Raw genomic sequence first — 18,917 nt, forward strand, 5'->3', positions numbered from 1 at the left:
AGTTATACTGCCGGACGCAGCGATTTTTCCCGTCATGGTAAAAGCTGGGTTTATATAAGTATTTATATTAAGTTTGGTAAGTTCTCCTCTAAATTGCACACTGGCGTCTACCTTGGCTAAGGTGATTTTTGTTCCTTTCGCGTAAGTCGACCAATTCGTACCACTATCTTTACTAATCTCCACACTTTCTTCTGTGTTCCATGTGAATGACAGGGTCGATCCAGCCTCCTCTGCCGTAAAAGTTAGATAATTCGGCGTTGTCTCTCCCTCTGCAAACACCTGTAATGCCTGCGTTGGCATCAATCCAAGCACCATTCCTAAGCATAAGAAAGCTCCTAGTATTTTTCCAAATGTCTTTTTCATAAGCGTTCTCCTCGTCCTTATTTACAATGTTTACGCATCTTGCAGACTCCCACAAGGATTACAGCAAGTCCTCCTGCGATGAGCAAAACAAGTATCACAGATGCCATCGACGATGCTTCTCCGGTTACCGGTGCTTTGACATTTGCTGTTGTGTTCTGTGCTGCCTGATTATTGGTATTTGGTGTAGTCGGCGTTCCACCATTTGGCTGGGCATTTGTAATGCCTGCGGCTGGTGCTGCTTCCGGCGTTGGTGTCACGATGTCCACAGCCTTTTCTGTGCCACAGTAGATGCACTTTCCATCACTACCATAGGAATGGTTGCAAGTCTGATAATAAACGGTATTCATCTGTGGTTCCTTAGAGCCATTTCCCAGATCAACATTTGGGCATCCCTCAAACATGATTGCATTCCAATTCAACTCCTCAGTGGCATCCGCAAGTGACCATGCTAATGTATGATCTGCATCCTTTGTGGTCGTAAGAGAAAGTCCGGTACAACCATCAAACATACCGCGATAACAAGCTGTTGCCAATGTGGTTGCCGGTAATTTCGGAACCTGTGTCAGCGACGTACAATTTTGAAACATAAAAACATAACATATACCTGATAAAGTCGTTGCCGGTAATTCCGGTGCCTGTGTCAGACTGGTGCAATCTTGGAACATATGTGCAAAACAATCACTAGGCAACGTTACATTCGGGTCTCCACCATTTTCATCAATCAGGCTGGTCACACTGCCGGATGCCGCAATCTTGCCGGTCATCCTTACATGATTGACATTGGCTCTGTTATTTGCCACAAAACCTCTGCCCTTAAAAGAAACGCTATCGCCTACATTTGCCAATGTAATTGTCGTACCCCTTGCATAGGCAGACCATGTTGTGCCATGATCTGTGCTGGTCTGAACATCACTTGCGCTCGCCCATGACAAGGATAAGGTTGAGCCTGCCTCCTCTGCCGTAAAGGTCAGATAATTCGGCTCCGTAGCCGCCTTTACCTGTAATGCCCCGCCAGGCATACATCCAATCAACATGCCCATGCATAGACCTGCGCCAAGTATTTTTCCGAATAACTTTTTCAACTTCATAAGCGTTCTCCTCCGTTTCACTGGTGTCAAACATTGTAATAGCCACCATATCTTGTATCTATCATACCGAATTTTTATGCTAAAAATTTCGCTCAGCGCGAAGTGTCGTTTTTAGGGTGTGAAATGCAATCGCTGTCATTGAAAAAGAAATTTACATATACTAAGATAGAACTATCACTGATAGATCATTTTTTGAGGGAACTATAAAAATGCAGGCACGGACAAGCTTACGGATTGCCGTTTGTGACGACAGTCCCATCTTTTTAAACAAGACAAAAACATACATAGAAACATGGTCTGCTAACACCGGACATGCGGTTCAGATTTTTACCTATGACAATGGTGATGCTCTCATCGAAGCACACAAGGACTGTCATATGGATATCATTTTTCTTGATATCATTATGCCTCTGTTAAACGGGATGGATACTGCCCGCGAACTGCGTCAGCACGACCGTGCTGTTCAGATTATATTTTTGACATCATCGCCGGAATTTGCCTTAGAATCTTATGAAGTAAGGGCACAGGGATATATCCTCAAGCCCGTATCACAGGAAAAATTATCCAAAGAATTAAATGAACTTGCCGTACAATTTGACGAAGAGCCAAAGCATCTGATTTTAAAAACAGCCTTTGGCTATCAGAAACAATATTTTCACGATATTGAATATATAGAAGCCCAGAACAAACGCGTTCTCTTTCATCTTTGTTCCGGGCAGATTTTAGAAGTTTCAGAGCCACTGAACCACTTTGAACAACAGCTATTGAACACAGACGGTTTCTTCAAATGCCATCGTTCCTACCTGGTTTATTTGCCCAATGTCAATCATTTCAACAATAACGAAGTCACAACACGATCCGGGCAGACCATTCCGATTGCCCGAGGATACGGAAAAGCGTTCAAAGAAGCTTATTTTTCAACCCTGTTTGCTGAATAATTTTTTATGGAGATTATTGTATGATTTTAGGAATACTGCAACTTACCCACAATGCGACTACATTACTTTTTGGCGTTTACCTCTCCGCTGCCTTTCTCGGCATTGTGATGAAACGCTCTAATATCTTGCGGCTGCTTGGATTTTCCTGTGCAACCGGGCTGCTTTATCTCGGTGTGTTTCTATTTTTAGGTGAAGCCATAACGAGGGAACTCTATCCTTTGATTGTACATCTGCCTTTGATTCTCTTACTGGTCTTATACTATAAATATCGCCCTCTGGCAGCATCCATTTCCGTTCTGACGGCTTATCTCTGCTGTCAGATTAGTAACTGGATTGGCATAGCTTTTCTTACACTGACCCACGAACAATGGTGCTATTATGCTATCCGCATCGTTGTGACTGTGACGGTTTTCTTATTTTTACTGCTTCATGTATCAGATGCAACAGCAAGGCTCTTGGAAAAATCAACAGAATCACTTGCCATTTTGGGTATCATTCCCTTTGTCTATTATATTTTTGACTATGCAACGAACGTCTATACATCACTTCTATATTCTGGAAGCAAAGTTGTCGTTGAGTTTTTAGGTTTTGTTCTCTGCACCACCTATCTGCTCTTTCTCTTTTTATATTTCAAACAATACGAAGAGCAACAGGAAACCCTGCATCAAAACCAGTTGATGGAACTTATGCGCGACCAGTCTCAAAAAGATCTCGTCACCTTGCATCAGGCGCAACAGTCTGTCTCCATCATGCGACACGATATGCGTCATTTTCTTCTTGCCATTTCTTCCATGATTGAAAACGACAAAAAGGAGGATGCACTGAACTATATCCATGAACTCGTGTCTACTTCCGATCAAATGGCAATCCAGAAATACTGCACCAATGAACTGGTCAATACCGTTTTATCTGCCCAGGACGACCTCTTAAAAAAGCAGGATATCCATCTCGAACATACCATACAAATTCCAAATGCTCTACCACTATCCGATGTGGATGTGACTGCAATTTTATCCAATGGTTTGGAAAATGCGATGCACGCTGTATCTGAGCTTCCCATCGAGCAGCGCATTATTACACTCCATATGCGCATGCACGATGAGAAGCTGCTCATTTCCATCAAAAATCCTTGTGCCACTTTGCCTGAAATCAAAGATGGCATGCCACAAAGCAAAAAGCTTGGACATGGTTTTGGCACCAAAAGTATCCGCTACATTGCAGAAAAAGCAGGTGGAAACTGCCAATTTGCAGTGGATGGAAATGACTTTGTCTTGCGGGTGATTGTGTAGAGGGTTAGGAAATCGGTTTTAATATGTAATCAAAAGCATCCACTGCGTAGCCACGAATTGCGCACGATAATCCTGTATATCTCTGCATAGAATCTTCCCCGTTCCATCAACACATCATGGCTGCCGCCAGCCTGCAGTATAAAATGCCCGCAACTGTCTGAGAGCCACTTAGGACTGCGGAGTTGAAATGCTGATAACCGGCAGGAGGATATGGACGCGGAACTGCTGTTTTTCATGGTAGACATGCATCTGTCCCTTGTGAAGTTCTACCATCTTCTGACTGCTGCGCAGTCCAATATGATTGCTTTCCACCGTGCCGACATCCTGCTTGATCGTATTGATCAAAAGAATACCGAGCATGCCCTGTTCCACCCGCAGGCGCACATAGATAGGCTTTCCCTTGTCAGCATATTTTAGGATATTGGAAAAGAGATTGCTCGACATACGTTTTAACATCATCTCATCCGCATACATAATCCCCTCGATATCCTCCATCTGCCCCTCGATCGTAAAGCCTGCCAGTTCCACAAACTCGCAGTTGCCCAGAAGGATTTCTTTTACCTGCCCGATCTCCATGCGTTTTAAGACCGCTTCTTCATTAGTCTCATAGGCAAAAGCATACTCAAACATGTGATCCGTCAGTGCCTTGATATCGGCTGTTTTTTGCAGGCACTTGTTCAGATATAAAGCCCTCTTTTCCTCATCCGCGTTATCCATGCGCAAAACTTCCAGATAGCCGTTTAATACTGTAAGCGGGGTGCGCAGGTCGTGTGAAATTGCGGAGATCAGTTCCTGATTGGTCTGGCGGATGGCATCTTCCTGCTTGATATTTTCATCCAGGGTCTTGCGCAGGATATCCAGTTCTTTTGCCACGATCCCGACTTCATCCTCGCCGCATTGGGGAATGGCATGAGTCAGATCGCCCTGGGACATATTAACGACAGCATCCTTGAGTCCGTCCATGCGCTTGATGACGCTCCCCATATAGGAAAGTACCCCCAGGAAAAATATGAAGATACTAAAAAGGGCAGATGCGATCACATAAGGATAGACAAACCTCGTCCGCATAAAGGAGGAATAGACGACATCATAGGTACCGTTGGCAAATTGCACCGGCACAATGTTAGTGTACTCTCCCAAAATGTCCATGCTGTCTGATATGATGGATCCGTACATGATCTTTTCTATGACTTTCGCCGCGTGTCCCGCACGAAAGAGTCTGTCATCATGGCCATAGATATAACATCCGATATAATAACTGGTATGTTTTTTCAAAAATGGACGAAATGCCTTCTGCGCTGTTTTGTCGCTCTCCAATTCCGGCACATTGTAATTGACGGCATCTTCCTTTATCTGTTCAATATAGGTATCCTCGTCAAACCAACTGATCAGATGCAGGTTTTCAAAGACATGACAGACCGACTCCTGCAGATTCCAAAGTCCCCAGAAAAGAAGAACGCTGACCGCCAGCATAATAAGAATAACCACAAAGAGTTTGGTGCGGATCTTCCATTTGCCCGGACGATGTTCCTCTAAGCAGTGGAGCATGGCATTTTTCTTCTCTTTAGTCACAGCGGTACCCCCTTCCCCAGACCGTCTTGATTATGGTCGGATTTTTCGGGTCCTTCTCGATCTTGCAGCGGAGATTTCGCATATGCACCATGACCGTGTTGTTGGCTCCATAATAATATTCTTCCTGCCAGATACTCTCATACAGATGCTCCGCCGAAAAGATCTGCTTGCGGTTGGTAAGAAGCAGATGCAAAAGGGCATATTCCGTATCGGTCAGTTCAATGACCTGCCCATTCCGGCTGACTTCCCGTCTTGTCTCATTGAGGACGATATCCTGATAAGAAATGATGCGCTCTGCCGTGCCCTCCTTTGATGCCGCTTCCCTGACCGGCATATTCTTCCCCTGATATACATGATAGCGGCGGATCAGTGCCTTTGCCCGACTGACAAGTTCGTTATAGGAAAAGGGCTTTACCAGATAGTCGTCCCCACCGCTGGAAAATCCCAGCATCTTATCATCTTCCTGGGATTTGGCACTCAGAAAAAGAATAGGCGCGTTGCTGTTCTTTCGGATCTCCACACAGGTCTGATAGCCGTTCATCCCCGGCATCATGATATCCAGGATGATCAGGTCAAAAGCATATTTTGCCGAAGCCTCGATCGCCTGCTCGCCATTTGCCGCCTCGGTCACCTCATATCCCTCGCCCCCCAAAAGAAGATAGATGACCTCCCGGATCTCCGGATTGTCATCCACCACCAAAATATGGGAAGCCGCCGGCTTCCCTTGTTCTTCCATTGTCCTTGTCTGTATCTCGCTCATCTGTCGCTTCTCCCAACCCCATTTTCTGTCTGTATTTGCCTACAGTATAACAATTTTTTGCCGGCTTGGAAGAAAATTAAGAAAACTTTAGAAATAGATCCTCCTACCAGAGATCGTAAAACGGCATGGTCTCACGGTTGCGGAATTCGTGCTTTTCATAGTAGCCGATCAAATGTCCGTCCTCGGCACGCAGGGCGATCATATAGATATCTTTCTGCTGTTTTTCATTGAAAAAGGTATGCACGATATTGTGATCTTTGTCTGCCGCAAACCAGTCCACCACACGCTTTATCATTTCTTTTGACTTATCATTGTGGCAGGCAAGCAGGCTGCGCCCGATCAGATCTGCCCCGCCCCACTTTACATAATCTTTGATGGCAGCCGGGTTCATGTAGATGATCTCATGCTCCAGATTGCAAAGTACCACGTCGCAACGGTCCTGATCGACCAGGCTCTTAAAATATTCTAATGCATTTTCCATGATGTCTCTCCTTTTAACTTGTTATCTTTATGCGTTTTCTATCCCTTTGCCTGTGGCTTCCTGCGGCAATGGGATGCCCAATTCTTTGATCGCATCCATAATGTGACTGGTGGATATGTCCCGAAATTCTAATTGCCCGAATACAGAAAAAATCCATTCTACCGAAAGATCCAGCCATTTTTCCACATGCGGATCGATGACCTGGGATGAGCCATCTGCACATGCTTCGTTGGCAAGACTATAGCCGTGTGGTCCCTTTTGGAAAAGATGATACTCTAAGAGACAGCCCTTTTCTTCATATGCCATCACCAGATCCAGGGTCGATCTCCTGGTGAGCGTATCCTCTGCGGTCGTAAACATAAATAGTGGTGGTGCGTCCTTGGTCACTGCCTGCACCGGGTTCAGCCAGTTCTTTTCTTCTTTCGCCGGTCCCTCTTTTCCGAAAAAGAGCATCTGCATCAGTTCCGAACCCTGTCCGCTCATGTCTGTCGCCGGATAGCCCAAGATCAGCCCATTCGGTCGGTTCTTTCCCAGCAGACCGCTGGATAATGCCAGATGTCCGCCTGCCGAAAAACCACAAGCAAGGATCTTGTCCGCATCCACATACCAGTCGTTCGCATGTTCACGGATCAGACCGATCGCCCAGTCCATTTCCTTTAATGGCTGGAAACCTTTGACTTCCCAGCCCAGAGAATAATGCAGGACAAATGCCTGTATGCCCTTGGCTGCATATGCCAAAGCCACCGGTTCTGCCTCGCGTGGTGATAAATACACATAACCGCCGCCGGGACAGATCACAAGAGCCGGTCGTACCAGATCCTGTCCTAATTTCAGACCGCTATCCTGTATATAGCACTCCAGCCAGACCTTATCATTGTCCGGGTAATTTATCTTTTGATAATGCATGTCTTTTACGCCTCCTGTTACCACTTTGTTGTCCTCTATTATAGCATGCGATCAAAAAAAGACCACCTCCTCTTTGTTATCCCTGATACCTTATTCTTTCAACCAACGTTTCCTTTTTCAGATTACTGCTTAAAACGAGGGAAAGCACAATCTGCAAAAGACCGACCAGCAAAATCATAGCAAGAATTGGTGTAATTGGAACATGATAGACATTCATTCCAAATATCCCATTATGCTTTGCATAGGAAAAAAGTGCATAGCCAAGTGGCAGGCCAACGATAAGTGCTACACATATAGTGCCAACCGTAAAAATCAGTCCCTGTAACTGCAGGCATAAGTTTAATTGTTTATTTGTCATACCCACAGCCTGCAATACACCATATTCCTGCTTTTTTGTCGTAATATTCATGATCATGGTGTTTGCCATATTCATAAAACCGATGAATCCTACAACCGCCATAAACAGATAACAGCCAAGTTTCATCGTGCGAGCTGAGAATTCTGCAGATTGTAACTGCGCATGATAAGTATCCATTTTTATATGCGAAGTATTAGAAATCAATGTATTCAGATTTTGCTCCACAGATGCCACATCTTTTTTGTCACAGTCCACCCACAGATAGCCATAGGCTGTTCCTCTCGGATTCATGGAACGGTATACGCCTTCCGGAATGACAAGGTAAGTGTCCGCACTTACAAAGGATCCTGCAATCTTTCCCTGATAGGTATAGGTTCCACTTCCATTCTCAAAGTCAAATGCAATGGATTCACCCGGAGCATATCCATCTTGTTCCATCCACATCGACCAACCAAAGAAAATTTCACCATTCTTTACCGCCTGATCATAGTCCATAGAGCCAATATCCCCGTCCTGGCGCATAAAATCAAAATCCTTTTTACTCACAACAGCAGCCGGATATCTTGTTCCGTTCAGATTTACAGAGACAATCTCTCTCGTCATGACATCTGTCACTCCCGAAATGCTTTTGATTTCTTCAATCAGCGAATCATTCAATGGATCATCCGTCAGAATCGTATCCAGATTATTCTCCGGATATCTTTCATCATACTCAGCAGAATAGTCAAGCTGCAGTTCAAATTGTCCATGATTAACGGAAAGACGTGCTTCATGCTCCGTGTCAATATTTCCCACATAATTAGAAATAATCACAAACAATGCGCAGGAAAGCCCAAGTGTGAGGATGGTACCAATGGTTCTTTTTGGGTTACCCATTACATTTGCCATTGCCATAGAAAACACGGTGACATTTTTTCTGCCATTTCGTTTTCCTTTTTTGTGTGTTTCTGCATTTTCTAAATACCGTGTTGCTTCGATAGGTGAAATCCGTGAAACAATTTTCATTGGTTTACGCAGTGCCAAAGCAACGGTAAGAAATGATACGAAAATACATAGAAGCATAACAGGCAGGGAAAACAGTGGCACCTGCTGATTTTGAACTCCCATAGAGCCAGTTTCGGTTGATACAAGGTTTCCCTGTTCTACCAGCCAGTTAAAACCGCATTTTGCAATCAGAAAGCCCAGAAGCAATCCAACCGGTATGGAAAAAATTGCCAAAAAAATGCCCTCTCTGAAGATCAGTTGTTTCATCTGCTTTTTTGTCGCTCCCAGAGCCTTAATTTTTCCATACTCCTGTATCTTGTTGGCAATACCGACCTGAAAAATATTATAAATGACCACAACAGAGAAAAGTACAATTGCAAGAATCAAAATCCCGCATACCGCAATCGTTTCATAACTCGGCTGCAAGACCCATTGCAAATAGAGATCATTGACTATAACGTTTTTTTCTTCAATCCCACAAGCTGCTGCAATCTGCTTTATAACCGAATCAATATTATTCATAGATACATTTGCAGAATCATTTAAAGTAAAATAAATATTATACTGTCTGTCATTCTCTGCGACGTGCTCATCATAAAACTCCTGTGACCCGAAAGCAACATAAGATGCCTCGATGGTATACTCATCCCGATCATATAGGATTCCGCTGACAACAAATTCTTCCGGCTTATATTCTGACTGCATACCTGCGCGGTAATCCAGTGTAACCGTATCTCCGATCTTTACATCACCATACCCCATTGCACGAAAAAATGCTCTTCCTGCGGCAATTTCCTGCATTTTTTCCGGATACTTTCCTTCCTTCAACTCATATTCTTTATTATAAGGAAGCATTTTTCTTGCAGTCTCATCCATGCAGACAAACCCGCCTTTTTCATTGCCTTTTATGATACCTTCGGTGCACATAGTGCCTGTAGCATCTATTTCCGCACGTCGGTTTACTTCTTTTAACTGCGATCCGCCTGCGGAAACAAACAGACCATAATTGCTTCCATATGATCCTGCCGCCTGACTTTTCTGTAAATGAATTACCCCATTTCCCACAGTACTGATGATAACAAGCAGCATCGTGGCCAGACAGATTGCCATCATGATCAGTATACTTCTTGTCCTGTTCCTTTTGTCATTGCTATATGCAATCCTGCTTATTGTCTTCATCTGAAATCCACCACCTGTCCATCCTCAATTACCAGAATACGGTCAGCGACCTGTGCAATTTCTTCATCATGGGTAATCATTACAATTGTCTGTCCATATTTTTTTGCTGTCATCTTAAGCAAAGCGATTACCTCATCACTGGTCTTAGAATCAAGATTTCCTGTCGGCTCATCTGCAAATATAATTTCCGGACGATTTACCAGTGCTCTTGCAATCGCTACTCTCTGCTGCTGTCCTCCGGATAACTGATTTGGCAGATTATAAATCCGGTTTTCAATCCCCAGAGTTGCAATAATATCATTTACATATGCTTCATCCACGTTTCTTCCATCCAGTCCCAGGGGCAGTACAATATTTTCCCAGACATTAACAGATGAAACCAGATTAAATGCCTGAAAAACAAATCCGATTTTTCTTCTGCGGAAAACAGCAAGGGCATCTTCCTTCATCCTGTATAAATCTTTCCCTGCTAAAATAACACTGCCTTTTGTCGGGGTATCAAGCCCTCCAAGCATATGAAGTAATGTACTTTTACCGGAACCTGACTTTCCAACAATTGCGACAAATTCTCCCTGCTCAATCTGAATGTCCACCTGATTTACCGCTTTGACCTGATTCTCACCTGCGCCATAATACTTACAAAGCTGCTTGGTTTCTAATATCACACTCATGTGTTGCCTCCTTTTCAATTCTATAAAGCGTATCTTTTCAGTACGTTTTCTTTGGTCTTTTTTCAACCTATATCCAGATTGTAGCAGGACAATCTTTCATTTCACTTTCAAAAAACGAGCAGAAGTCTTACAGAATTGTAAGATTTCTGCTCGCTTAAACTTTAACCAACATATGGTAATTGAATCACAAACGTGCTTCCTTTTTTCTTTTTGCCGGAGGCTACCGTAATCGTTCCTCCGTGTTTTTCGATAATTTCTCTCGATAGAAAAAGTCCGATTCCTGTACCACTCTCTTCCCTGATCTCCTTGGAACTTCCTCTGTAAAATCGTTGAAAAATTTTGTGATACTCATTCTGCGGAATGCCGATTCCCTGATCCTCAATTTCCATTCTTACAAGATTGTTTCTTTTTTGTAATCGGATAAATATTTTTGAACCACCCGGACTGTACTTGATTGCATTATCCAAAACGTTGATCACAGCTTCACCAAGCCATCTTTTATCCTGCATAACCATGCATGTTTCCAACTCTTTTGCATAGTCAAAAACGAATTCCATTTCTTTCTCATCCGCTTTGGGATAAGTACGGTTCACAGCAGATATGACAGTATCCATAAGCAGAAGTTTTTTCTTATTAATCTGAATCAGCCCAGTTTCCATCTTGGATATTTCAAGAAGCGACTGCAATAATGTCTCCAGTCCATCCAGAGCACTTCGACAACGGATACGAAACTCCTCCTGTTCTGTGGCACTTAAGTCATTCTGCATCAGTACACTAAAACATGTATCCAAAGCTGCAACCGGTGTCTTTAACTGGTGAGAGATATCAGAAACCATTTCTTTCGTGCTCTCTTTTTCTGCCCGTGCTTCTTCCTTTAGCAACTGAATATGATGTCCGATTGCTTCAAGCTGGTCATTCAATTTTTCCAGTTCTTCGTAATTTTCCGTTTGCAGTAAATCATCAAATTTATTTTCACGGAATCTGATCAGAATTTCTTCCAACTGGTCTAAAATTTTCTGATGACACGCATCTTCTTTTTTCTTCCAATAAAATAAAATAATCAAAAGAAGCACACATATCACAGTGCTTACAGCACTGGTCACCATAACCTGATGCCGGAATTGCGAATAAAATGCATTCCCTTTATTCTCCCAGTATCCATATTGCTCCAATAATTGCCTTCCCTGTTCGTTCGTTTCAATATCCTTATCCTTAAGCAATTCCGAAACAGCATCCAGCCCGGAAATTTCTTCCTTTGCAGCAATCTCTGTCATAAGATTCATTTTATCTTTATAATCTTCATAAAACACATATGTGGTAAAGCAATTTAATATTGCAAATAATACTATGACAGGCAATACCAAGGAAAGCACTGCTGTGTTCTTCTTGCGATATCTCTTTGTCACTGCCTTACCTCCTGATTCCATATATACCCAAGACCTCTGATATTCTTTATATAGACCGGTGCAGCCGGATTGTCTTCGATTTTCTCACGGAGTCTTCTGATATTGACAGCGATTGTATTTTCATCCACAAAATCCCCTTCTAGATCAAACACATTTTCCAATATTTGTGTTTTTGAAAGAATCTTTTTCGGATTTTGAAGAAAAAAAGTCAGCATTTTCAACTCCGTTTTTGTCAGACTGATTTCACGACTCTTTATCAGGACTTTCATTTCTCCTGCAATAAATACGATATCTCCCGAAATCATCTTGCGGGCTTCCGTTTTCTCCTGTCTGCGGCGGAAATGTGCTTCTATTTTCAAAAGAAGTACCGAAAGACTAAACGGCTTTGTAATATAATCATCTGCCCCTGCTTCATATCCCATGACCTGATCCATCTCCTGATCTCGTGCTGTAAGACAAATAATGTATGTATTATAATTGCATCTCATCCACCTTACAAATTCCAGTCCATTCCCATCCGGAAGGTTCACATCACAAATGGTGACATCCACATTATGATCACTTGCAATTCTTTTCGCTTTTTTCACTGTTTCTGCTGAAAAAACCTCATATCCGGATTTTTTCAGTGAGAATGTAATTCCACGATTTAAATTTTCATCATCTTCAACCACGAGTATACCTGGCATAGCATATGCCCCTCTCTTTATTAACTATGTATTTAAGTGTAATTGCAACTTTTAGACAATCTCATCAAATTCCGATTTGTATAATCACTTAATTTAAGGGTTTCATTAACTGTTATATTTTATTAATAAACTCCCCGCTAACCCTTATAAACACTAACTTTTCTGTAGGTGAGTTTTCCCTTAGGTATTCCCTTGTGTTATATCGTTTCACAAGGCTTTACGAACCCTCGTAAGGGAAAAAATAAGGGAAGCAAAATCGCATAACACATTATAGCATAATATGAACGGACTGTGTGAACTGCTTGAAATGCTTTTTGAATTTTACAGAAAAGAGGATTGGTTTAATGAACATAATATATGCACTTATGCCGGATATGCTACAGGTTAAGGAAGGCAGCATTACTTCTTACCAATACAGGAAAAAAAGTAAGTGCCATTTCAAAAGAAACTGGATTCAGTAATACAGATTATTTCTGTAAAACATTTAAGAGAATGTATTCCTTAACTCCTACAGAGTATAGAAACGTAAAGAAATGAATTATCCGACGAAAAAAAGGCGACTGCTGAATTGGAATTCGATGCATTTTAACAGAAAATTCACAGCTTGTATAATGACATTGTGTTGACATCGCCCGAATTTCTGCATATACTATACTTGAATGGAGGTGTTCTGTATGGCAACAACTAATTTAAATATTCGTACAGACAAGGCAATCAAGGATCAGGCGGAAGAAATCTTCAATGAGCTTGGTCTGAATATGACAACTGCTGTAAATATGTTCCTGAGAACCGCTATCCGTGAGCATGGTATTCCTTTTGAATTAAAACTGGAAGTACCGAATGATACTACAGCCGCTGCCATTGAGGAAGGCAGAAAAATAATGAAGGATCCTTCTGCTCCACGTTATTCCAGTATGGATGCGCTTAAGGCAGCTCTCGACGTATGAAATACGACATTCAGTTTACCAATCAGTTTAAAAAGGATTTGAAGCTTGCCAAAAAGCAAAATAAAAATCTTGATAAGCTGTTTGAGGTAATCGATATTCTAGCGAATGGCGGTACGCTGGATGCAAAATACAGGGATCATGATCTTACAGGCAACTATAAAGGAACGCGTGAGTGTCACATTGAACCGGACTGGTTGCTTATTTATGAGATCCACGGAGATGTGCTTGTTTTAATGCTCTACCGACTTGGTTCACATTCTGAGTTGTTTAAGAAATAAGTACAAATCGAAATTTACTTCTACTTAGACATACAAACTGTTGACAGTAAAACTCCTATATAGTATTATTTGATAAAATACTATATAGGAGTTTTTGTGTGAAAATGAATGGCGGATTTCTTGTTACCAAAATAAAACAACTTGGAGACCGGATTTTCGAGAAGATTCTCAGTGAAAAGAATATTGATGCGTTTAATGGAGCTCAGGGACGTATTCTTTATGTGCTGTGGCAGGAGGATGGTATCTCAATCAGGTCACTCTCGACTAAATGCGGATTAGCGATAACATCTCTTACTACGATGCTGGAAAGAATGGAAAATCAAGGGCTGATAAGCCGTGTTCAGTCTGAAACGGACAAAAGGAAAACACTCCTGTTTCTGACTGAGAAAGCACATGCCTTAAAGGGCGAGTACGATTCTGTATCTGATGAGATGGGCAATATTTACTATAAAGGTTTTTCAGAGGAAGAAATTACCCGGTTTGAGGAATGCCTCGACCGCATCAGAAAGAATCTTGAGGAGTGGCAGAAGTCATGAGTATTTGTATCAAAGATCAGATTCAGAACATGAATATCGTCATTGGCTGCACAGTGGGGTGTACATATTGCTATGCCCGCAACAACGTGAAACGCTGGCATATGATTGATGATTTCGCTGACCCTGAATTCTTTCCGGGTAAGCTCAAGATGATGGAAAAGAAACGTCCGCAGAACTTTCTTCTTACCGGGATGAGCGATCTCTCCGGATGGAAGCCGGAATGGAGAGACGAAGTATTTGCAAAGATCCGTGAAAATCCACAGCATCAGTTCCTGTTCCTTACCAAGCGACCTGATTTGCTGGATTTTGATACCGATCTGGAAAACGCATGGTTTGGCGTTACGGTGACGAGGAAAGCAGAACTGTGGCGTATCGACGCCCTTCGGAAAAACGTCAGAGCAAAACATTACCATGTTACCTTTGAGCCGTTATTCGACGATCCCGGCACAGTTGACCTTTCCGGAATCAATTGGATCGTTGTCGGCACCATGACCGGAGCTCAGAGCAGGAAGATTCATACGGAGCCGGAATGGGCATGGTCTCTGGCGGACCAGGCACATAAGCTCGGCATTCCGGTGTTTATGAAGGAAGACCTTGTCCTTATCATAGGGGATGAAAATATGATTCAGGAAATGCCGGATGAATTCAATAAAGTGTTAGAGGTACAGAAATCATGGAAGAAGTAATAAATGGAATCCTCATTCGTGAGGTGGAAACAAAGAACATCATGACTAAGTCTAGTCTGCCGGTAGGCGGTTACTCGGTCAATCCCTATGTGGGCTGTACACATGCCTGCAAGTATTGCTATGCTTCTTTTATGAAGCGCTTTACCGGGCACAAGGAGGAATGGGGCACTTTCCTTGATGTGAAGCATTGGCCGGAAATTAAAAATCCGAAGAAATATGCCGGACAGCGGGTGGTCATCGGTTCTGTGACAGATGGCTACAATCCACAGGAGGAGCAATTCGGAAATACCAGAAAACTTCTGGAGCAGCTGATCGGCAGTGACGCAGATATTCTGATCTGCACAAAGTCGGATCTTGTGGTACGGGATATTGATCTGCTGAAGAAGCTTGGACGTGTAACCGTTTCATGGTCGATCAACACACTAGATGAAAATTTCAAGAACGATATGGACTCTGCTTCGAGCATTGAGCGCCGTATCTCTGCTATGAAGCAGGTATATGAAGCCGGTATCCGTACAGTCTGTTTCGTATCCCCGGTATTCCCCGGTATCACGGATTTTGAAGCAATCTTTGAGCGGGTAAAGGATCAGTGCGATCTGTTCTGGCTCGAAAATCTCAATCTTCGAGGCGGTTTCAAAAAGACAATTATGGATTATATCGCCGGAAAATATCCTGATCTTGTACCACTTTACGACGAGATCTATAACAGGCATAACCGCAGCTACTTTGAAGCACTTGAAGTAAAAGCTGCGGAAATGGCTAAGAAGTATGATTGTCCCTTTGTGGATAATGAAATGCCTTATGGCAGAGTCCCGCAGGGACATCCGGTGATCGTAGATTATTTCTATCATGAGGAAATCCGTGGGACAGAGAATACCGGAAAAAGAAATCGCTAACTTCCAGTTTGTAAACCTCAATAGAATAGCAGTTTATTAGCATCGGTCGGAGAAATCTGATAGGTGCTTTCTTTATGCTCGGCAAAAATGCCGGGCAATTTTTATACCCATTTTGCAGAGAGGAGGAGCCTATGGCGGGAAGTAGAATCAAGGGTATCACTGTCGAGATCGGCAGCGATACCACCAAACTACAGACAGCCTTAAAGGGTGTAAATTCAGAAATCAAGAATACGCAGAACCAGCTCAAGGATGTCGAAAAGTTCCTGAAACTAGATCCAGGCAACACCGAGCTGCTGGCGCAGAAGCAGAAGTTCCTCTCCAGCGCCGTCAGTGAAACAAAGGAAAAACTCACTACTCTCAAGACTGCTGCAGAGCAGGCAAATCAGTCTGCCACTGCTGTGCAGAAGATTGCTACTGCTGGTGAAAGCCTGAAGTCTGCAGGCGATAAGGTTTCCTCCGCCGGTGAAAAGTTCCTTCCTGCCTCTGCTGCAGTTACAGTTCTTGGCGTTGCTGCTGTAAAAACAGCATCCGATTTCGATTCTTCTATGAGCCAGGTAGCCGCCGTGTCCGGTGCAACCGGAGAGGATTTCGACAAGCTCCACGCAAAGGCTCGTGAGATGGGTGCGAAGACCAAGTTCTCTGCATCCGAGGCTGCGGATGCCATGAACTATATGGCGATGGCCGGATGGAAAACCTCCGACATGCTGGATGGTATCGAAGGTATCATGAACCTTGCTGCGGCATCTGGTGAGGGCCTTGCCACCACATCGGATAATTCTGTTAGCCACGGCCGATACCTCCTTCCGTAAAAATGGGCATAAAAAAAGCCCCGATCTCTCCAGGCATAAAAAAGCACCAACCATTTCTGATTGATGCTTTCAAATTACTTTGTTTTTGTAAATCTGTTTAATTGCGTATCTACATCTCTTCCACCGTACATAACACGGATAATCGTAACCACTTGTGTATCATCATCCGGAATATATAGAACAAGATAATTGTCTACTAGCGCTACGCGTAGCCCTCGACTTTTCCATGGTTGCAATTCATATTGTCGATATCTCTTCGGCATATGATCAAGATCCATAATACATGCTTCAAGCCTATCAAGTTGACCACTTGCATTTTCTGGTGCCTGCAGTTCAAAAGCAATGTATTCGAAGATTCCACGAAGGTCTATCTCGGCCTGATCTGAAATCTCGATATCATAAATCATAAACTGTAATCATTGCGGATATCAGCAAAAACAGATTTTGCTGATCTAGTACGACCAGCCTGCATATCCGCATATCCTTTTTCTAGTTCTGCATTCATCTGTGCTTCTGATAATGCACTAACGTCTACAGGACGAGTGGATGGCATTTTCACTTCAAAAGGAAGCCCTCTTTGAAGAATAATTTGTTTGTAAAACATATTTATTGCATTGGATGCAGGAATTCCTAATGCTGCTAAGATTCCTTCTGCCTGTTCTTTTACATCAGGCTCTATGCGTGCGTATAAATTTGCTGATTTTGTTGCCATAGTAAACACTCCTTTCGAGTTTTTTCTAACTATATTATATCCATTTGTCCTGACAAGGGCAATACAAAATCAATATTTTACAAATTGTTCATACTCCAAAATCTACCAGTTGATTAAAAAGAGCTCTACAATAAGAATTATCGTTAATGACGTGCAGCGGTCGGAAACTTCTCCAGCCGCTGTTTTTCTCACTTTTCTTATCGTTATAAAGTGAACCTCAGGGTTCACTTTTGACATCAAGACTACTGTCTCCACATGGCTCGGTTGTTCAACGAAAAACATACTCACCCCCTATTGTACAAGGAAATGGTGGAACGCACCTTTTCTCTTAAAATCTAGGGTTTCGAGCCTGCGATAACCTTGAATTGTCCTATAATTTGTATAGGCAAACAGGGTAAAGTTCTGTTCCTTAAACTTCATTTTTCATGTCATCCCTGCAAACTTGAATTGAGATTTCACCTGTTTTAAGAGATTTAATAACTGTTATATTTTGTTATTAAATTCTCCACAAGCCCTTGAAAACACTGGATTTATCGCAGGTGAGCTTTTCCTTATTGTTTCCCTTGTGTTATATCGTCCCATCAGTGTTTACGAACTCTGATAAGGGCAAATACAAGGGCAAGAAAAATCTATAAAACAGTATAACACAAAATAAAAGTGACATGGTGAACTGATTGAAATGCTTCTGATTTTTGTAACTGATAATTGATTGAATGATAAGGAGAGATAAGATACGATGAGAACAATATTTGCAGAATACAATCCACAGCGCAATAGTATTGATGTTTACAGCTCTGCTGGCTATATGCTCCGCATTGATTGCTGGGAAGCTGAAAAGAATTTAAAAACTACACCCGGATCAGACTGTGCATTAAACGCACTTGCTATTGATGAACCACTTGAATATGTACGATTATATTTGGACGGGAATATGCAGATGTGGGTAGATGCAGAAGATTCATTAGAACTATGGTGATTTTTTGACGGTGTGAAATTTTTTCTGTAAATTCAGATCTTCTATGATAATTGATGCGGCTTAACAGCAGTTTTCTGTTGTTAAGCCGTTGCTTATTTAATAGCAAAAATAAGCCGGTATGTCAAGAGCACCCAGAAAATCTGAACGTACATTTACTCTTGATCATCCGGCTTATTTTCAACAGCACTAAGATTACCTTTTTTAATATTGTTTGGGATACTCCCTCCATAACAGTCACAGCAATTTTATACTTTACTTCGATTTCAATCTTTTCTGGTGGATTGACTAAAAGCCTGTCAATATCATTTTCCTCAACACCAGCCATTTTTGCTATCGTTAGCTTGGATATGCCATAATAGGAAACAAGCACTTCCAACTAATGCATTGATTTGATAT

22 protein-coding genes and 1 pseudogene are annotated in these 18,917 nt (G+C 42.4%); 10 read left to right on the forward strand and 13 right to left on the reverse strand.

What is annotated here, in order from left to right; all coding sequences use genetic code 11:
• Nucleotides 1-172: 172 nt before the first annotated feature.
• Complete coding sequence (locus DW183_RS12465) at nucleotides 173-325, reverse strand: hypothetical protein (RefSeq protein ID WP_158573078.1); 153 nt, start codon at nucleotides 323-325, stop codon at nucleotides 173-175.
• Between the two features lie 55 nt (nucleotides 326-380).
• On the reverse strand, nucleotides 381-1,451 hold the full coding sequence (locus DW183_RS11300) for a hypothetical protein (protein ID WP_118282204.1): 1,071 nt from the start codon (nucleotides 1,449-1,451) through the stop codon (nucleotides 381-383).
• A 209-nt stretch (nucleotides 1,452-1,660) separates the two neighbouring features.
• Here DW183_RS11300 and DW183_RS11305 point away from each other — a divergent pair, with 209 nt between their 5' ends.
• Both DW183_RS11305 and DW183_RS11310 read left to right on the forward strand, forming a co-directional pair.
• Entirely contained in the window at nucleotides 1,661-2,389 is a 729-nt protein-coding gene (locus tag DW183_RS11305) for a LytR/AlgR family response regulator transcription factor (RefSeq protein WP_118282206.1), read from the forward strand.
• 20 nt (nucleotides 2,390-2,409) lie between these two features.
• Nucleotides 2,410-3,678, forward strand: a complete 1,269-nt coding sequence (locus DW183_RS11310) for a sensor histidine kinase (RefSeq protein WP_118282209.1) — start codon at nucleotides 2,410-2,412, stop codon at nucleotides 3,676-3,678.
• A gap of 168 nt (nucleotides 3,679-3,846) precedes the next feature.
• On the opposite strand, the gene DW183_RS11315 is transcribed toward DW183_RS11310, so the two are convergent.
• From DW183_RS11315 to DW183_RS11350, 8 genes are all read right to left on the reverse strand, one after another.
• The gene (locus DW183_RS11315; protein ID WP_118282212.1) at nucleotides 3,847-5,250 is read right to left on the reverse strand and encodes a sensor histidine kinase; all 1,404 of its coding nucleotides are present in this window, start codon (nucleotides 5,248-5,250) and stop codon (nucleotides 3,847-3,849) included.
• On the reverse strand, nucleotides 5,243-6,010 hold the full coding sequence (locus tag DW183_RS11320) for a response regulator transcription factor (protein ID WP_243069572.1): 768 nt from the start codon (nucleotides 6,008-6,010) through the stop codon (nucleotides 5,243-5,245). The genes DW183_RS11315 and DW183_RS11320 overlap by 8 nt, the downstream gene beginning before the upstream one ends.
• A 103-nt stretch (nucleotides 6,011-6,113) precedes the next feature.
• Complete coding sequence (locus DW183_RS11325) at nucleotides 6,114-6,491, reverse strand: PAS domain-containing protein (RefSeq protein WP_118282214.1); 378 nt, start codon at nucleotides 6,489-6,491, stop codon at nucleotides 6,114-6,116.
• 27 nt (nucleotides 6,492-6,518) lie between these two features.
• Entirely contained in the window at nucleotides 6,519-7,397 is an 879-nt protein-coding gene (locus DW183_RS11330; RefSeq protein WP_118282217.1) for an alpha/beta hydrolase, read from the reverse strand.
• Nucleotides 7,398-7,473: 76 nt separating this feature from the next.
• Nucleotides 7,474-9,918, reverse strand: a complete 2,445-nt coding sequence (locus DW183_RS11335) for an ABC transporter permease (protein WP_118282219.1) — start codon at nucleotides 9,916-9,918, stop codon at nucleotides 7,474-7,476.
• A complete protein-coding gene (locus tag DW183_RS11340; protein ID WP_118282222.1) occupies nucleotides 9,915-10,589 on the reverse strand; it encodes an ABC transporter ATP-binding protein in 675 nt (224 codons plus the stop codon). Before DW183_RS11340 ends, DW183_RS11335 begins: the two co-directional genes overlap by 4 nt.
• A gap of 161 nt (nucleotides 10,590-10,750) precedes the next feature.
• The gene (locus DW183_RS11345; RefSeq protein ID WP_118282225.1) at nucleotides 10,751-12,016 is read right to left on the reverse strand and encodes a sensor histidine kinase; all 1,266 of its coding nucleotides are present in this window, start codon (nucleotides 12,014-12,016) and stop codon (nucleotides 10,751-10,753) included.
• Entirely contained in the window at nucleotides 11,992-12,681 is a 690-nt protein-coding gene (locus tag DW183_RS11350; RefSeq protein WP_118282228.1) for a response regulator transcription factor, read from the reverse strand. The genes DW183_RS11345 and DW183_RS11350 overlap by 25 nt, the downstream gene beginning before the upstream one ends.
• A gap of 357 nt (nucleotides 12,682-13,038) precedes the next feature.
• On the opposite strand from DW183_RS11350, the gene DW183_RS12880 reads away from it, so the two are divergent.
• From DW183_RS12880 to DW183_RS11385, 7 genes and pseudogenes are all read left to right on the forward strand, one after another.
• Nucleotides 13,039-13,218: a helix-turn-helix domain-containing protein gene (locus tag DW183_RS12880; RefSeq protein WP_118282231.1), complete on the forward strand. Its 180-nt coding sequence runs from the start codon at nucleotides 13,039-13,041 to the stop codon at nucleotides 13,216-13,218.
• A gap of 137 nt (nucleotides 13,219-13,355) precedes the next feature.
• Nucleotides 13,356-13,628 (forward strand): type II toxin-antitoxin system RelB/DinJ family antitoxin, encoded by a 273-nt coding sequence (locus tag DW183_RS11360; protein WP_118282233.1) that lies wholly within the window; start codon nucleotides 13,356-13,358, stop codon nucleotides 13,626-13,628.
• A complete protein-coding gene (locus tag DW183_RS11365; RefSeq protein ID WP_118282235.1) occupies nucleotides 13,625-13,906 on the forward strand; it encodes a type II toxin-antitoxin system YafQ family toxin in 282 nt (93 codons plus the stop codon). The genes DW183_RS11360 and DW183_RS11365 overlap by 4 nt, the downstream gene beginning before the upstream one ends.
• A 98-nt stretch (nucleotides 13,907-14,004) precedes the next feature.
• Nucleotides 14,005-14,442, forward strand: a complete 438-nt coding sequence (locus DW183_RS11370) for a radical SAM mobile pair system MarR family transcriptional regulator (protein WP_118282238.1) — start codon at nucleotides 14,005-14,007, stop codon at nucleotides 14,440-14,442.
• Nucleotides 14,439-15,128, forward strand: a complete 690-nt coding sequence (locus DW183_RS11375) for a radical SAM mobile pair protein A (protein ID WP_118282241.1) — start codon at nucleotides 14,439-14,441, stop codon at nucleotides 15,126-15,128. The genes DW183_RS11370 and DW183_RS11375 overlap by 4 nt, the downstream gene beginning before the upstream one ends.
• Nucleotides 15,116-16,024, forward strand: a complete 909-nt coding sequence (locus tag DW183_RS11380; RefSeq protein ID WP_118282243.1) for a radical SAM mobile pair protein B — start codon at nucleotides 15,116-15,118, stop codon at nucleotides 16,022-16,024. The genes DW183_RS11375 and DW183_RS11380 overlap by 13 nt, the downstream gene beginning before the upstream one ends.
• A gap of 131 nt (nucleotides 16,025-16,155) precedes the next feature.
• A pseudogene (locus tag DW183_RS11385) lies at nucleotides 16,156-16,797 on the forward strand (phage tail tape measure protein); the annotation flags it as partial.
• Between the two features lie 110 nt (nucleotides 16,798-16,907).
• Here the strand turns inward: DW183_RS11385 and DW183_RS11390 are convergent.
• Together DW183_RS11390 and DW183_RS11395 are read right to left on the reverse strand one after the other, a co-directional pair.
• Complete coding sequence (locus tag DW183_RS11390; protein WP_118282246.1) at nucleotides 16,908-17,240, reverse strand: type II toxin-antitoxin system RelE/ParE family toxin; 333 nt, start codon at nucleotides 17,238-17,240, stop codon at nucleotides 16,908-16,910.
• The gene (locus DW183_RS11395) at nucleotides 17,237-17,545 is read right to left on the reverse strand and encodes a type II toxin-antitoxin system RelB/DinJ family antitoxin (protein WP_118282249.1); all 309 of its coding nucleotides are present in this window, start codon (nucleotides 17,543-17,545) and stop codon (nucleotides 17,237-17,239) included. Before DW183_RS11395 ends, DW183_RS11390 begins: the two co-directional genes overlap by 4 nt.
• A 736-nt stretch (nucleotides 17,546-18,281) precedes the next feature.
• Here DW183_RS11395 and DW183_RS11405 point away from each other — a divergent pair.
• Complete coding sequence (locus tag DW183_RS11405; RefSeq protein ID WP_118282254.1) at nucleotides 18,282-18,521, forward strand: DUF6061 family protein; 240 nt, start codon at nucleotides 18,282-18,284, stop codon at nucleotides 18,519-18,521.
• 121 nt (nucleotides 18,522-18,642) lie between these two features.
• Here the strand turns inward: DW183_RS11405 and DW183_RS12885 are convergent, their stop codons facing one another.
• Entirely contained in the window at nucleotides 18,643-18,891 is a 249-nt protein-coding gene (locus DW183_RS12885) for an HTH domain-containing protein (RefSeq protein WP_334294467.1), read from the reverse strand.
• Nucleotides 18,892-18,917 lie beyond the last annotated feature (26 nt).

Origin of the sequence: Roseburia sp. AM16-25, assembly GCF_003473825.1 — a bacterium.
In the GTDB taxonomy this organism is placed as follows: domain Bacteria; phylum Bacillota; class Clostridia; order Lachnospirales; family Lachnospiraceae; genus Pararoseburia; species Pararoseburia lenta.